11 protein-coding genes and 1 pseudogene are annotated in these 13,976 nt (G+C 67.9%); 2 read left to right on the forward strand and 10 right to left on the reverse strand.

Going from position 1 to position 13,976, the window contains the following annotated elements; all coding sequences use genetic code 11:
• Positions 1 to 111: 111 nt before the first annotated feature.
• The 4 genes and pseudogenes from BZG35_RS12080 to BZG35_RS12090 form a co-directional block, all read right to left on the reverse strand.
• Positions 112 to 1,932 (reverse strand): autotransporter domain-containing protein, encoded by a 1,821-nt coding sequence (locus BZG35_RS12080; protein ID WP_077355877.1) that lies wholly within the window; start codon positions 1,930 to 1,932, stop codon positions 112 to 114.
• An 89-nt stretch (positions 1,933 to 2,021) separates the two neighbouring features.
• Complete coding sequence (gene serA / locus BZG35_RS12085) at positions 2,022 to 3,278, reverse strand: phosphoglycerate dehydrogenase (RefSeq protein ID WP_371454844.1); 1,257 nt, start codon at positions 3,276 to 3,278, stop codon at positions 2,022 to 2,024.
• 108 nt (positions 3,279 to 3,386) lie between these two features.
• Positions 3,387 to 3,911: pseudogene (locus tag BZG35_RS18435) on the reverse strand (HAD-IB family phosphatase); the annotation flags it as partial.
• Positions 3,912 to 3,962: 51 nt separating this feature from the next.
• Positions 3,963 to 5,408 (reverse strand): SDR family oxidoreductase, encoded by a 1,446-nt coding sequence (locus BZG35_RS12090; protein ID WP_077355879.1) that lies wholly within the window; start codon positions 5,406 to 5,408, stop codon positions 3,963 to 3,965.
• A gap of 204 nt (positions 5,409 to 5,612) precedes the next feature.
• On the opposite strand from BZG35_RS12090, the gene BZG35_RS12095 reads away from it, so the two are divergent.
• Both BZG35_RS12095 and BZG35_RS12100 read left to right on the forward strand, forming a co-directional pair.
• Positions 5,613 to 6,521: an Hsp33 family molecular chaperone gene (locus tag BZG35_RS12095; protein ID WP_253189347.1), complete on the forward strand. Its 909-nt coding sequence runs from the start codon at positions 5,613 to 5,615 to the stop codon at positions 6,519 to 6,521.
• A gap of 41 nt (positions 6,522 to 6,562) precedes the next feature.
• Positions 6,563 to 6,808, forward strand: coding sequence for a hypothetical protein (locus tag BZG35_RS12100; protein WP_077355881.1), 246 nt, complete (start codon positions 6,563 to 6,565; stop codon positions 6,806 to 6,808).
• Between the two features lie 298 nt (positions 6,809 to 7,106).
• On the opposite strand, the gene phoB is transcribed toward BZG35_RS12100, so the two are convergent.
• The 6 genes from phoB to BZG35_RS12135 form a co-directional block, all read right to left on the reverse strand.
• Complete coding sequence (gene phoB, locus BZG35_RS12110; protein ID WP_077355882.1) at positions 7,107 to 7,796, reverse strand: phosphate regulon transcriptional regulator PhoB; 690 nt, start codon at positions 7,794 to 7,796, stop codon at positions 7,107 to 7,109.
• A gap of 25 nt (positions 7,797 to 7,821) precedes the next feature.
• Complete coding sequence (gene phoU / locus BZG35_RS12115; protein WP_077355883.1) at positions 7,822 to 8,562, reverse strand: phosphate signaling complex protein PhoU; 741 nt, start codon at positions 8,560 to 8,562, stop codon at positions 7,822 to 7,824.
• A complete protein-coding gene (gene pstB, locus BZG35_RS12120) occupies positions 8,559 to 9,395 on the reverse strand; it encodes a phosphate ABC transporter ATP-binding protein PstB (RefSeq protein ID WP_150126139.1) in 837 nt (278 codons plus the stop codon). Before pstB ends, phoU begins: the two co-directional genes overlap by 4 nt.
• 142 nt (positions 9,396 to 9,537) lie before the next feature.
• Entirely contained in the window at positions 9,538 to 10,833 is a 1,296-nt protein-coding gene (pstA, locus tag BZG35_RS12125; RefSeq protein ID WP_077355884.1) for a phosphate ABC transporter permease PstA, read from the reverse strand.
• Positions 10,826 to 12,268, reverse strand: a complete 1,443-nt coding sequence (pstC, locus tag BZG35_RS12130; protein ID WP_077355885.1) for a phosphate ABC transporter permease subunit PstC — start codon at positions 12,266 to 12,268, stop codon at positions 10,826 to 10,828. Before pstC ends, pstA begins: the two co-directional genes overlap by 8 nt.
• Before the next feature lie 157 nt (positions 12,269 to 12,425).
• Positions 12,426 to 13,823 (reverse strand): cell wall metabolism sensor histidine kinase WalK, encoded by a 1,398-nt coding sequence (locus BZG35_RS12135; protein WP_077355886.1) that lies wholly within the window; start codon positions 13,821 to 13,823, stop codon positions 12,426 to 12,428.
• Positions 13,824 to 13,976 lie beyond the last annotated feature (153 nt).

The raw sequence follows: 13,976 nt of genomic DNA on the forward strand, positions 1-13,976 counted from the left end.
CGCGCCGGGCGAAAGCGCGAGCCGTAAGAAGTCGGCGCTAATGCACGAAATTGCGCGCCGCGTCGAGTTCCCTCCCCGCCAAACATCAGCGAGGAGGGAATCGTTCGATCGTCAGAGCGGCAGGGTGAAGGTGAATCCGCCCATATTGCTGTTGGCGCGGTCCCCGAACCGGCCCTTGTAGGACAGTTCGACCTTGACCGGGCCCAGATCGCCGGAGACACCGGCGGAGGCCAGGACCTGCCCGCCGAAGGGATCGTCGAACCCGCGCGCCACGATCTGAGCCGGATTGTTGGCGATGCCGACGCGCACATCGGTGCTCTGGTCATCGAGGCTGTCGCGATAGCCGCCTTCGACGAAGACGCCGAAGCCGCCCATTTCGCCCTCGGCCCGGACCGAGGCCTCGGCGGTCACGGCCTTCACCGTGCGGTTGCCGTACTGATAGGCCGCGGCGACGCCCTGTTCGCGATAGCCGTCGACATTGGCGGTGACGTAGCTGACCGCGGCGCGCGGCGAGACGGCGATGCCGCCCAGTTCCATCCAGACGCCGCCCTGCACACGCGCCCCGGTGCTCTGACCGCGCGTCGTCGCCATCATCACGACCGGCGACAGCGTGGAGACGCGCTCGATGTCGTTGTAATCGTCGCCGGCGAACCCGACGGCCGCGTTGACGAACGCCGACCCCGAGCGATAGCCGGCGTAGACGTCGAGCCCGATCGACTGCAGGGCGAAGCGGTTGGGGCCGGCCTCGACATCGCCTTCGCGGAAGGTGCCGGCCAGACCGAAGCGCAGGGCTTCAGTGCCGGACTCCAGAGCCGCACGGACGATCGCGCCATCCGCCGTGGCCTCGGCCACATCGGTGCGGGCGTCGGTCTTGGTGCGGTCATAGCCGCCCGTCACCGAAATCTGGGTGCCGGCCTCCCAGGGGCCGCGACCGGACAGGCTGTCGGTCGCGGTCGACAGGGTGTCCTCGTGATGCCGGAAGGCGGTCTCGCCCTGCAGCGTGCTGGCCGAGCCGAGATCGCCGTAATAGAGGTAGTCGTTGGCCAGGGCCGCGAACAGGCGATGGCCGGCCGCCGTCGGATGGACGCCGTCGAAATACAGATAGGTGTCGGGGGTCGCGCACAGCGTCACGCCGTTGAAACAGGGCGCCGTCACGTTGTTCAGCCCGAAGCGACCGGGGTCCGAGGCCAGGGTGTCGCTGATCTTGGCGATGTCGAACAGGATGATGTTGGTGCCGGGCCGGTTCGGCGCCGTGGCCATCAGGCCGGTCGACAGGGCGCTGTTGAACGTGCTGCCGGCGAAATCGGCCAGGGCCGAGCCCTGCGCTCCGACCAGCGGGTTGCTGGCGGCGAACTGAGGCGTGATGCCGAGGCGCGGCAGGTTGGTCACCAGGACCGTCCCGGCCCCGGCCTGGGCCACGGTGTTGACGATCAGGTTGATGTCGCCCGCCGCCGCGACGGCCACGTTGGCCATGGTCGCCTGGGCCGTGGCCGGGCTGGCGGCCGCACCCGGAAAGGCCTGGAAGATGTTGTTGGCGCCGCCCAGCACGCTGACCAGATCACCCGATCCGAACCGGCCTCCGGCGGCCGTATAGGCGGCCAGCTGGGCGCGCATGCCCGGCGGCGAGGCGGCGAAATCCGTCCGGGCTCCGCCGAACGCATAGTTGACGCTGCCCGTCACGGGGGCGCCGGCGGTGAAGCGGCCGGCCGTGAAGCCCAGCAGCTCGGTGAACACCGGACCGTTCGAGAATCGCCCCTGGAAATAGGGGGCCGGCGGCTGGCCGGAGATGGCGAACAGATTGCCGTTGTCGCTCAGGCTGTCCCCGAACACGACCAGGCGATTGTAGGACTGGGCCGAAGCCGCGCCGGCCAGACTGGCGGATGCGGCAAGCGTCAGCGCAGCCAGGGCTGCACCGCGATGAAAGCGTGACATGAAACCTCCCATCGGTCGGCTGATTGCGACCGTTGGAGGGCAGTCTGCGCCCCTGAAATCAGGACGCAAGATGCCGTAAGGTCAGCCTTTTAGTGCAAAAGTCGAAAGCGCAGCGTTCCGGCCACACTTTTCAGCACACGGAGCGCCTGGGGGTCGTAGTCGCGGTCGACGTCGGTGATGACGTAGCCGGTCCGCTCGTCGGTCTTCAGATGCTGGCCGAGGATGTTGAGCCCGGCCGCCGACAGCTCCCGGTTCAACTCGGCCATGACGCCCGGCTGGTTCCTGTGGATGTGGAGGATCCGGTGCCCGCCCGAGACGTCGCTGAGCTGCACGTTCGGCAGATTCACGCAGAAGGTCGTGTCGCCCCGGTTCAGGTAGCCCAGCAGGCGTTCGGCGGCGAACTCGGCGATCGCCTCCTGCGCCTCCTCGGTCGAGCCGCCGATGTGCGGGGTGAGGATGACGTTCTTCAGACCCATCAGCGGGCTGTCGAACGGATCGGCATTGGTGCGGGGCTCGTCGGGGAACACGTCCAGCGCGGCCCCGCCGACCCGTCCCGACCCGATGGCCTGCGACAGGGCCCCGATGTCGACGACATGGCCGCGCGACAGATTCAGGAACAGGGTGCCCGGCCGCATGGTCTGGAACTGGGCGGCGCCGATCAGATTGGTGTTCTCGCGCCGACCGTCGACGTGCATCGAGACCACGTCCGACTCGGCCAGCAGCGCGTCGAGGCTGCGCATCCGGCGGGCATTGCCGAGCGCCAGCCGCTCAGACAGGTCGTAGAACAGGACCCGCATGCCGAGGGCCTCGGCCAGCACCGACAGCTGAGAGCCGATGGCGCCGTAGCCGACGATGCCCAGGGTCTTGCCGCGCAGCTCGCGCGAACCCTCCGCCGATTTGTTCCATTGGCCGCGGTGCATGGCGGCGGACTTGTCGGCGACGTCGCGCATCAGGGTGATGGTTAGGCCGATGGCCAGTTCCACCACGCTGCGGGTGTTGGAATAGGGGGCGTTGAACACCGCCACGCCTCGGGCCGCCGCCGCGTCCAGATCGATCTGGTTGGTGCCGATGCAGAAGGCCGCGATGGCCAGCAGGCGATCCGCCTCGGCCAGGACCCGTTCGGTGACATTCGTCTTGGACCGGATGCCCAGAACATGCACGCCCTTGATGGCCGCGATCAGGTCGTCCTCGTCCAGAGCCCCCTTGCGGGTCTCCACCGAATAGCCGGCCTCCTCCAGCCGCTCGACGGCGGCGGGGTGGATGTTCTCCAGCAAAAGCATACGAATCCGGTTGCGCGGATAGGACCAGCGGCCGGCCAGGCCTTCGGCGTGCAGCAACTCGTCCATGGACGAGGCCTCTCCGTCGGCCACAGCGACCACGGTCTCGCGCCGCGCGACCTCGGTGAAGGCATAGAATCGGTCAGCGGCTCCCGCCAGCTTGACCTCGGCGTCGTTCCAGCCGTCGCCCACCATGACGACGGGGCCGGTCAGGCCCAGCGCCTTGATGACTGTGGGCTTGCCGTTCTCGCGCGACAGGGGGTTGGTCTCGTCGACGCCCGTCACCCGGCCCTCGGCGTCGTAGGTCAGGTCGTTGCAGAGGACGCGATCGGCCGAGATCCCCAGCCGCTCGGCGATGGGGGCGATGATTTCGCGGAAGCCGCCGGACAGGATGTAGAGATGGTCGGCGTTGTCATGGAAGAAGCGCAGATTGCGCCGAACGGAGGGGGTGCCCTCCTCCAGGATCCGGTCCGCCAGAGCCAGAACATTGGCCCGGGTCAGGGGGATCAGGGCCAGACGCGCCCTTAGCGACTGCCCGAAGTCCAGTTGGCCCGACATGGCCTGGTCCGTGATCGCGGCAATCTCGGCCCGGACGGCGACCGCATCGGCCGAGCCCTCCAAGGCGATATCCGCCAACGCCTCGAGGGTCTCGATGCGGACCAGGGTGGAGTCGAAGTCGAAGATCAGCGTCGGAGCGGCCATACCCCTCTTTCGCTGACCTTCGCTAGCGCAGCAATGGGTTTCGTCGGCCGATCAGAGACCGGTGACGCGACGGATGCGGCTGTCCGGACGCTGGCTTTCCAGGGCGGCGGCCCCGATGGCGGCGGCGATGGTTGCCAGGGCCAGAAGCGCGCCGCCTTCGCGGGCGTGATCCTTGGCATAGCGTCCCGCGTCGTCGGCGTAGCGGCGGGCCGAGCGACCGGTCTGCTCGGCGTAGTGGCGAGCCTCGCGCGCGTATTTGCGGCGCTGCTTGTCCGAAATGGCGCGCTGGCTGCGCTTGACCAATTTCTTGGCCTGATGACGGGCGTCGTCGCTGAGTTCGCCGACGCTGTCGCCGAGCTCGCCGGCGCGCGCGCTGAGACCGCGCGAAATGTCCTCGAACCGATGCCGCAGGGATTCGGCGTCGATCCAGCCGCGCGGATCCACGCGGCTGCGCAGCGTCTCATAGCGGCGCGGCCCGGTGCGCTGTGTCAGCAGGTAGGTCGCCAGGGCGGCGGTGGCGACGACCGCCAGCGAACCGGCGGTGATGCCGGGGTGTTTGCGAACTTCGGCCAGAGCGCTGAACTGTCGAACCATGGGATAATGAACCTCTTCGTCGAGGCCGTCGTCGGTCGGCTCATAGAGCCCGTCGTCGTACGGCTGATAGGCGGAACGCCTGTCCCGCATGAGGCTAGGAGCGAACCGAGCGAAAAGTGGTTCCGCCAAGCCTGGCAGTAGGGCGTAGAAACTGGCGATGATCCGCCCGCCGCCGCCCACGGTGATCTCTCTTATTGGGTGGGTGGCGCACCACAGGATGGTGTCGGCCACCACACGGGTCGCGTAGACGGGCTGGGGATTGCGGAAGGGCTGGCCGGTCAGGTTGCGGGCGTGCCGATTGTACGGCGTGTCGATCGCGGACGGCTTGACCAGGCTGACGGCGACGGGGGCCCTCTCGCGCATCAGCTCCATGCGAAAGGCGTTGGTGAAGCCTTTCACGGCATGTTTGGACGCGGAATACACGCCCTGCACCGGGATCGGCGAATCGCCGAGGACCGAGCCGACGTTGATGATCGTGCCCCCGCCCGGCACCGCGCGCATGTGCTCGGCCGCCAGCAGCGAGCCGTTGACCACGCCCCAGTAGTTGGTCTCGAAGACCTGATGCTGATCCTCCAGCGTGGTCTCGCGCAGGGGGCCGTGGATCGAGACCCCGGCGTTGTTGACCCAGGTGTCGAACCCGCCAAACAGCCGGCGACACTTGTCGGCGGCCTGGGCCAGGGCGTCGGGATCGGCGACGTCGGCGACGGCATAGGCCACCCGGCCCCCGTCCCGCTGCAGTTCCTCGCACAGGGCCTTCAGGTCCTGCTCGCCGCGCGCGATCAGAAAGACGCAGGCCCCGGCGGCGGAGGCGCGCCGGGCGGTCGACAGGCCGATGCCGGAGGTCGCGCCGGTGATGACGATGGCCTGCTGGTCGAGCGGCTTGAGGGTCGGTTTATTGGGCATCTCGGACTTTCGCGCGGGGCGGCTTCGAAGGAGCACGGGGAAAACGATGTCGCTTTGCAGGCGGTTCCGACCGATAGCACGCCGCCCCCGGCCCTTACCAAGCGGCCTCCGGTTTCCTATCTTGCCCCCTTATCCACATTTCGCCCGTCCAAGGACCTCGCCGTGACCGATCACGAGCCCGCCTCGCCCTACGCCACCGCTTCGCTGGGTCATCCGGCCGACGACCTGGCCGCCGCCTTCCAGATCGAGGGCTGGCCCGTGCGCGGCCGTCTGGTCCGGCTGGGCGATGCGATCGACACCATCCTGTCGGCCCATGCCTATCCCGAGCCCGTCGCCGCCCTGTTGGGCGAGGCCTGTGCCCTGGCGGCTCTGGTTGGTTCGGCGCTGAAGTTCGAGGGCCGGCTGATCGTCCAGGCCCAGGGCGACGGGCCCGTCCGCTACGTCGTCGCCGACTACGACACCGAAGGGCATCTGCGCGGCTATTGCCGGTTCGACGAGGCCGAGGTCGCCGAGGCGTCGAAGGGCTTCGTCCGGCCCGGAGCCCGGGCCCTGCTGGGCCAGGGCGTCTTCGTCATGACCCTGGATCGCGGTCCTGACTTCGAGCGGACCCAGGGCATCACCCCGATCGAGGGCGAAAGCCTGTCGCTGGCGGCCGAGCACTATTTCGTCCAGTCCGAACAGGTCCCGACCAAGGTGCATCTGGCGGTCGGCTCGGTGACCACCGAGACCGGTACGGCCTGGCGGGCCGGCGGGGCCCTGATCCAGTTGATCGCCGCCGACGACGCGCGCGGCTCGACCGAGGAGGTCTGGGATCGTTCGCGCGCCCTGTTCCAGACCCTGGGCGACGACGAGCTGATCGACCCGACCATCACGCCGGAGACCCTGCTATTCCGCCTGTTCCACGAGGATGGCGTGCGGCTGGAAGACGCGCGGGCGCTGAAGGCCATCTGTCGCTGCTCGCCCGACCGCATTCAGTCGGTGCTGGGATCGTTCTCCGAAGCCGAACGGGCAGACATGGTCGAGCCGGACGGCAAGATCCACGTGACGTGCGAGTACTGCGCCAGCGTCTACAAGCTGGACCCCGAGGCGTTGGCGGCGGAAGCGGAGTCATGAGACGCTAGCGCATGGCCGCCATGCGCAAGATCTAAATCGAGTTGCCGCAGCATCTCGCCGAGGACATCGACCGCCAGGTCGCGTCTGGCGATTTTACCGATCCGTCGGATGTCATCGCACACGCCTTGGAACACGCCGTTCGCATTGATCCCGTCATCGAGCATTGGCTGCGCACCGAGGTCTTGCCCACGATCGAACGGATCGAGCGGGACGGGCCTGCGAACTTGACGTCGGAACTGGTCTTCGGGGGCCTCAGAGAACGATATCTGGCCCGCGACGCATCGTGATCCGTCACGTCGTCGCTTACGAGTAAGCGGCCAGATCAGACCTCTACGGCATTTATGCCTACATTGCGCGAGAAGCTGGCCTTGATGTCGCTGATAGCGTCATCGCGCGATTGCGTGACTACAGCGAACGGCTCGAACGCGCCGCAACGAGGGCGGGCCCGCAGCGATCTGAAGCCTGGGCTTCGCATGGTCGTATTCGAGAACTGCGTGACCATCGCCTACTTGATCGGCGATGGCCGGGTTGACGTCCTGAGATTTCTCTATCGCGGCAGATTGCTGCGACCAGAGCTGTTCTGACCTACCCTTCCAGATCCAGCGAATAGCCCGCCGAGCGAACGGTCCGGATCGGGTTGGCGCTTTCCTCGACGTTCAGCGCCTTGCGCAGCCGGCCGACGTGGACGTCGACGGTGCGGGCCTCGACATAGACGTCGGAGCCCCAGACGGCGTCCAGCAACTGCTCGCGGCTGAAGACCCGGCCCGGGTGGCGCATGAAATGGTCCAGCAGACGGAACTCGGTCGGCCCCAGATGGACCTCCTTGCCCGAGCGGCGGACGCGGTGGGCGACGCGGTCGATGACGATGTCGCCGTGACCCACGCGGTCGTCGGCGAGGCCCGGCCGGATGCGGCGTAGCACGGCGCGGATGCGGGCGATCAGCTCGGTCATGGAGAAAGGCTTGGTCAGATAGTCGTCGGCACCGGTGTCAAGGCCGCGCACACGGTCCGATTCCTCGCCCCGCGCCGTCAGCATGATGACCGGCAGGTTGCGGGTTTCGGGGCGACCCCGAAGACGGCGGCAGACCTCGATGCCCGAGACCTTGGGCAGCATCCAGTCCAGCAGGACCAGGTCCGGCTGGCGCTCGTCGATCTGGACCAGCCCCTCCTCGCCATCGGCGGCGACGACGACGTCGTAACCCTCCTTTTCGAGGTTGTACTGAAGCAGGGTCGCCAGGGCGTCCTCGTCTTCCATCACCAGGATATAGGGCTGCATGTCGTGGTCTCCGTCGGCTCAGGCGTCAGGTCGCGGGGGGCGGGGTCGTCAGATAACTGGTGTCCGCATCCCAGTCTCCGGGCGAAGGCGTCCAGCGCGGCCGCTCCCCCGTCATCTCGTCGCCGGTGATCTCGTAATGGATGACCTCGGCGATATTGGTGGCGTGATCGCCGATCCGTTCCAGGTTCTTGGCCATGAAGAGCAGATGGGTGCAGGCGCTGATCGTGCGCGGGTCGCCCATCATGTAGGTCAGCAACTCGCGGAACAGGGCGTTGTAGTGCTCGTCGACCTCGTCGTCGGAGGCCCAGACCGCCATAGCCCGGTCGATCTCGGAGGCAGTATAGGCGTCCAGCACGTCGCGCAGCCGCATCGACACCAGCTTGCCCATCCGCTCGATCGAGCGGGTCAGGGGCTGCATCGGCTCGGTCTCGGCCAGGCTGAGCGCCCGCTTGGCGATGTTCTTGGCCAGGTCCCCGGTGCGTTCCAGATCGGTCGCCAGCTTCATCGCCGACAGGGTCTTGCGGAGGTCGGAAGCGACCGGCTGGCGCAGCGCGATCAGGCGGATGGCCTTCTTCTCGATGTCGCGGTGCATGGCGTCCAGCTTGACGTCCCGCTCGACGACGGCGCGGGCCAAAGCGATGTCGCGACGCGCGACGGAGTCGACCGCATCCGCCACCTGAGCCTCGGCGAGGCCGCCCATGCGGGCGACCTCGGCGGTCAGTTGGTTCAGTTCGTCGCCGTAAGCCTTGACCGTATGCTGGTTCAACCGAAGCGTCCCGTGATGTAGTCCAGCGTGCGCCGTTCCCGGGGATTCGTGAAGATTTCTTCGGTCGGTCCGGTCTCGACCAGGCGGCCGAGGTGGAAGAAGGCCGTGCGCTGCGACACCCGGGCGGCCTGGGCCATCGAATGGGTGACGATGACGATGCAGTAGCGTTCGCGCAGCTCGTCGATCAGCTCCTCGATCCGCGCCGTGGCGATGGGGTCCAGGGCCGAGCAGGGCTCGTCCATCAGGATGACTTCGGGATTGACCGCGATGGCTCGGGCGATGACCAGACGCTGCTGCTGACCGCCCGAGAGGCCGGTGCCGGCGGAGTGCAGGCGGTCGGCGACCTCGTCCCACAGGCCCGCCTTCTTCAGCGAGCTCTCGACGATGGCGTCCAGCTCGGCCTTCGACGTCGTCAGGCCATGGATTTTCGGGCCGTAGGCGACGTTCTCATAGATGGTCTTGGGAAAGGGGTTCGGCTTCTGGAACACCATGCCGACCTGGGCGCGCAGCAGCACCGGGTCGACCGATCGGGCGTTGATGTCCTGATCGTCCATCAGGATCTGGCCGGTGACCTTGGCCCCCTGGATGGTGTCGTTCATCCGGTTGATGGTGCGCAGGAATGTCGACTTGCCACAGCCCGACGGGCCGATGAAGGCGGTGACCGTCTTGTCGGGAATGTCCAGGCTGACGTCGAACAGGGCCTGTTTGTCGCCGTAAAAGACCGAGACGTCGCGGGCGGCGATCTTGGTCGGACCGGCCGGGGCGGCCGGCGACTTCACCGGCGGCACGCGACCGGCCAGGGCTCCGCCCGTCTCCGGTTGAGGCGTCAGCATCGATTCGTCGGAGGACGTGTCCGCCTTCGACGACGTCGCCGCGGACGGCAGGACCTGGCCGCCCATCATCGGAACGGCGGTCGGGTCGGCGGGGCCGCCCTCACGGCCATCGGGCGCGCGGAAGAAGGGGAATTTCATTGTCTTACCACCGGCGTTCGAAGCGCCGACGCAGCAGGATGGCGGCGGCGTTCATGACGATCATGAAGGCGAGGAGAACCAGGATGGCCGCGGCCGTCCGTTCGTGGAAGGCGCGCTCGGACGCGTTCTCCCAGATATAGACCAGGGACGGCAGGGCCCCGGTCGGCTCCGTCAGGGAGCTTGGAATGCCGGGCACGAAGCTGACCATGCCGATCAGCAGCAGGGGCGCGGTCTCGCCCAGGGCATGGGCCATGGAGATGATGGTGCCGGTCAGGACGCCGGGCATGGCCAGGGGCAGGACGTGATGGAACACGGTCTGGGTCCGGCTGGCCCCCATGGCCAGGGCGGCCTCGCGGATGGAGGGGGGCACGGCCTTCAGGGCCGACCGGGTGGCGATGATGATGGTCGGCAAGGCCATCAGGGCCAGAACCAGTCCGCCCACCAGGGGCGAGGAGCGCGGCAGATGGGCCCAGTTAATGAACAGGGCCACGCCCAGCAGCCCATAGACGATCGACGGCACGGCCGCGAGGTTGTTGATATTGACCTCGATCAGGTCGGTGATCCGGCCCTTGCGGGCGAACTCTTCCAGATAGACGGCCGCCCCGACGCCGAGGGGAATGGCCAGGCTGGCGGTGACCAGCAGCATCAGGGCGGACCCGACCAGGGCCCCCAGCACGCCGGCCAGTTCCGGCTCGGTCGAGTCGCCATTGGTGAACAGCAGGGTGTTGAAGCTGGTGGACACCGCCCCGTCACGCTTCAGACCGTCCAGCCAGTCCATCTGCTGATTGGTGACCCGGCGCTGGTCGGCGGGGATGTCCCGGGTCAGTTCGCCCTTGTAGTAGAGGTCGGCCTCGTCGGAGACCGGCGCGGTGACCTGGACGGTCTGGCCGATGAGGGCGGGATTCTCGCGAATGAGGTCCGCGGCGCGGAACTTGAGCTCCGACGACAGCAGAGCGCGATAGGCGGTGTTGAGGCTGCCGCTCGCGTCGTCGGTGATGCCCATCCGAGTCAGCGACTGCTGGGCCACCATCTGCTGGAAATTGGTGCCTTGGGGATAGGCGCGATCGATGCGGGCCGGGTCCATATAGACCGGCACCGTGATCTCGTTGGCATAAAAGGCCGTGTGTCCCTGCTCGATGATGCGGGCCAGCAGCAGCAGCAAGAAGCCGACCGCCACCGAGATGGCCAGCAGGCCGTACAGCTTGAACCGGCCTTCGCGAGCATAGCGCGCCTTGAGCCCGCGCTTCAGCAGGCTGTCGCGCTCGCCAGTGGCCAGGGTGTCGGGGGTGGCCTCAGTCATACTGTTCCCGATAGGTCTGGACGATGCGCTGGGCGACGATGTTGAGCATCAGGGTCACCAGGAACAGGGTCAGGCCGAGGCCGAAGGCGGCCAGGGTCTTGGGACTGTCGAACTCCTGGTCGCCAGTCAGCAGGGTGACGATCTGGACCGTCACCGTGGTGACGGTGTCGAGCGGGTTGAGCGTCAGATTGGCCGCCAGGCCCGCGGCCATGGTCACGATCATGGTCTCGCCGATGGCGCGCGACATGGCCAGCAGCAGGGCCCCGGCGATGCCCGGCAGGGCGGCGGGCAGCAGGACCCGCTTGACGGTCTCCGACTTGGTCGCCCCCATGGCATAGGAGCCGTCGCGCAGCGACTGGGGCACGGCGTTGATGATGTCGTCCGACAGCGACGAGACGAAGGGGATCAGCATGATGCCCATCACCGCCCCGGCGACCAGGGCCATCTGGTTCTGGACCAGCATCAGGTACTGGCCGATCCCGTCCAGTGGGCCGCCGACCAGCAGGGCCCCGATGCCGTTGAAGAATTCGCGGAAGGCCGGCCCCACGGTCAGGGCGGCGAAGAAGCCGTAGACCACGGTCGGGACCCCGGCCAGGATCTCCAGCAGCGGCTTGACGATTCCGCGTGACAGGCTGCTGGCGTATTCCGACAGATAGATGGCCGAGAACAGGCCGACCGGCGCGGCCACCGCCATGGCGATCAGCATGATCAGGAAGGTGCCGGCGAACAGGGGCACGGCCCCGAACGCCCCTGTTGACCCAACCTGATCGGCGCGGATGGCGATCTGCGGGCTCCACTGGGTGCCGAAGAGGAACTCGGTCACGGGCACGGTCTGGAAGAAGCGCAAGCTGTCCCACAACAGCGAGAAGACGATGCCGACCGTGGTCAGGATGGCCACCGCCGAACAGGCGAGCAGCAGGCCCCCTATCCATCCTTCGACCCGGTTTCGGGCCCGCAGCGTCGGCTTGATCTGGCCGAAGGCGAACAGCCCGCCCATGATCGCCGCGAGGACGGCGGCCACGACCGCGCCCCAGACCAGGGTGGCATGGATACGGGCGGTCCGGGCCGCCTCGGTCACCAGGGCCTGACCCAGTTCGCCGGGCCAGGCCTGCAGCGCCCGGCCGCCCTCGCCCACGGCCCGCGCGTCGCTCATGAACGCTTCGCGGCGGAAGGGTTCCAGGGCGGTGACGACGTCGGGAGAGCCCGCGGCGATCAGGCTGTGCTCGATCGGGGCGGAGAAGATGCCGGCGGCGATGACCACGACCAGCGCCGGAACCGCGACCCAGATCAGGGCGTAGTAGCCGTGCTGTTCAGGGCGCGAATGCGGCTTGTCCCGCTTCGGAAGGCCGCGCGCAAGCGTCTGGGCCCGGGCGCGACCCAGGCCATAGGCGATCGCCGCCAGGACGGCCAGCACGGGGAGAAGGAACCAGATCATTGTGCCCCAGACACCGAACTCTGGACCGGAGGCTCCAGAATCAGACCGCACCGAGGATCGGCGCGGATTGGGGCGGAAACTGCCCTCGGATGGTCAGCGGATTACGACGCAAGCATGACAGTTCTGCAACGGCGTAGCCAGCCGGCGCGAAATGCGGTCAGGCCGCCCGAACCTCGGGCCGCGACCGCTCCTGGACCAGCGGAAAATAGGCCGTGAATAGAGCGCCTTCGCCCGGAGAGCTCTCGACGATCAGCCCGCCGCGGTGGCGGTTGACGATGTGCTTCACAATCGCGAGGCCGAGCCCTGTGCCGGCCCGTTCCCCGCTCTTCTGACCCTCGACGCGGTAGAACCGCTCGGTCAGGCGCGGCAGATGCTCGCGCGCCATGCCCGGGCCGTGATCCCGAACCGTGATGGCGGCATAGCGGACGCCGACCTCCCGATCGGGCGTCAGCAATGACAGGCGGGTGGCTCCGGGCATCCGCGCGCGGGTTGCGCCATCGGCGTCCAGGTCGACGGCAAGGCCGATCTCCACCGCCGCCCCCGGGGTGGAGTATTTGATCGCGTTGTCGGTCAGGTTCTGGATCACCTGCACGATCTCGTCGCGGTCCCCGGTGATGCGGGCCTCGCTGGCCACGTCCAGATGGATCGACACCCCCCGGTCCTGGGAGAGGACGCTGAGCGCATCGACGACGTCGGCCGCGGCCCGGCCCAGGTCGATGCGGCCGGACGGCGGGATGTGTTCGTTCAGCTCGATCCGGCTCAGCGACAGAAGGTCGGCGACGAGGCGGCTCATGCGATTGGCCTGGGCCGCCATGATGTCCAGGAATCGGTCCCGGGCCGCGGGATCGTCGCGGGCGTGTCCCTTCAGCGTCTCGATGAAGCCGCTCAGGGAGGCCAGGGGGGTGCGCAGCTCGTGGCTGGCGTTGGCCAGGAAGTCGACGCGCATCAGCTCCATCCGGCGCACGTCGGTCTCGTCGCGCAGTCCCAGAAGCGCCAGGGGTGCCCCCTCGGGGGCCGGCAGGGGACGGACCCAGGCCTTCCAGTGCCGGGTACGGGCGCCACCCGCCGCATAGTCGGTCGTGCGGCTGACGCCGCCGAACAGGGCCTCGTCGACCGCCTCGAGCACATTGGGGTCCCGCATCGCCGAAACCAGCAGCATGCCCTCGCGCGGCACCCGCAGGACCTCGCGGGCCGCACGGTTGGCCAGCACGATGCGGCGACCGGCGATGTCGTCCGCCTCGCCGCCGCTGATGATGAGAACGGGGTCGTCCAGCGCCTCGAACACACTGTCCAGCAGCCGCCCGTCATCCAGACCGCCGGTCGCCTGCGGCGCTTGCGCGCTCGCCGTCGGATCGATCGTGGGGGCCTGTCGACTGCCGAGCCAGGTCACGAGGGCGACGACGGCCGCGCCGCCCACCAGCCAGATGGAGATGTCGGGCCGGGCGGCGGCGATCACCAGCATGATGATGACCGCGATGCCGCCGGTGGTCCCGGCGGTCCACAGGCGCGAGGACGGCAGCGGGGCGACGGGGGATGGCGAATCGTCAAACGGCATTTCGGTCGGGTGCAACCTGATCTGGACCGTCCGCAACGCCGGCTGGCCGAATCTGCCTTAGCATCATCCGACCACGGCATGATGACGAACACGGGTATCGCGAAGCTATAGTTTGTCACATTCGACCGGTTTTTTTACCTTTCCCTGCCAAGG

Origin of the sequence: Brevundimonas sp. LM2 (assembly GCF_002002865.1) — a bacterium.
Classification (GTDB): domain Bacteria; phylum Pseudomonadota; class Alphaproteobacteria; order Caulobacterales; family Caulobacteraceae; genus Brevundimonas.

What these genes read in the sequence shown, in the direction of transcription:
- BZG35_RS12080 (WP_077355877.1), bottom strand. Translation starts at nt 1,932, where the DNA reads ATGTCACGCTTTCATCGCGGTGCAGCCCTGGCTGCGCTGACGCTTGCC.
- serA (WP_371454844.1), bottom strand. Translation starts at nt 3,278, where the DNA reads ATGGACGAGTTGCTGCACGCCGAAGGCCTGGCCGGCCGCTGGTCCTAT.
- BZG35_RS12090 (WP_077355879.1), bottom strand. Translation starts at nt 5,408, where the DNA reads ATGCCCAATAAACCGACCCTCAAGCCGCTCGACCAGCAGGCCATCGTC.
- phoB (WP_077355882.1), bottom strand. Translation starts at nt 7,796, where the DNA reads ATGCAGCCCTATATCCTGGTGATGGAAGACGAGGACGCCCTGGCGACC.
- pstB (WP_150126139.1), bottom strand. Translation starts at nt 9,395, where the DNA reads ATGCTGACGCCTCAACCGGAGACGGGCGGAGCCCTGGCCGGTCGCGTG.
- pstA (WP_077355884.1), bottom strand. Translation starts at nt 10,833, where the DNA reads ATGACTGAGGCCACCCCCGACACCCTGGCCACTGGCGAGCGCGACAGC.
- pstC (WP_077355885.1), bottom strand. Translation starts at nt 12,268, where the DNA reads ATGATCTGGTTCCTTCTCCCCGTGCTGGCCGTCCTGGCGGCGATCGCC.
- BZG35_RS12135 (WP_077355886.1), bottom strand. Translation starts at nt 13,823, where the DNA reads ATGCCGTTTGACGATTCGCCATCCCCCGTCGCCCCGCTGCCGTCCTCG.